We start from the raw sequence: 613 nt of genomic DNA on the forward strand, positions 1-613 counted from the left end.
TAGCCCATCTTGAACGATAGATTTCACCAATTTCTTCGGCATTTAGGTCAAATCGATTGGTGATGATGCGAATATCGTTACCTTTAGAGTCTATCGTCTCGATGAGACGAAACACATTTTCTGTACGAGATTGAGTTGTTCCACAAACAACCATAGAATCGGATTTGATCGGGCTGCCTTCTGTCACTTGAAAGGTTTCAAGTGTACGAATGACTGCATTTTTCTTGAGACGAGAAGCAAAAAATATCCCTTTGTCAGAGAAACGATCAAATTTTTCGTAATCAACATATCCGCGATCAAACACATACATGGCTTCCTTGTCATCGACTAGGACTTCAAGTTGGTTACGGTCATGCTCCTGCGCATTCGTTATGGTCACTTTGTCTGGATAAACTTGTTGTTTGTCCATGAACACCAATCGGAGATGCAACTTGACACCAGACTTTGTTTTGCGAAATGTTGCCCACTTGTAGTGGGTTAAGTTAAGTGGAACGGTGCTAGAATCAATAATCTTCAAAGGCATTCCTTTCGGAATGCGGTGTTGTTTATGTCCTTGTATTGTCTGAACGAGATCAAGAAACAACTTTGCTAGCAGTGATGTATCTACTTCATT

The 613-nt window shown here is 40.6% G+C and carries 1 protein-coding gene; it reads right to left on the bottom strand.

Annotated elements, in window-relative coordinates; translation table 11 throughout:
- The coding region (locus JKM87_RS17665; protein WP_202081789.1) for an IS4 family transposase at positions 1-613 on the bottom strand (613 nt) is incomplete at both ends.

It is taken from the genome of Caldalkalibacillus salinus (genome assembly GCF_016745835.1).
Lineage (GTDB): Bacteria > Bacillota > Bacilli > Caldalkalibacillales > JCM-10596 > Caldalkalibacillus_A > Caldalkalibacillus_A salinus.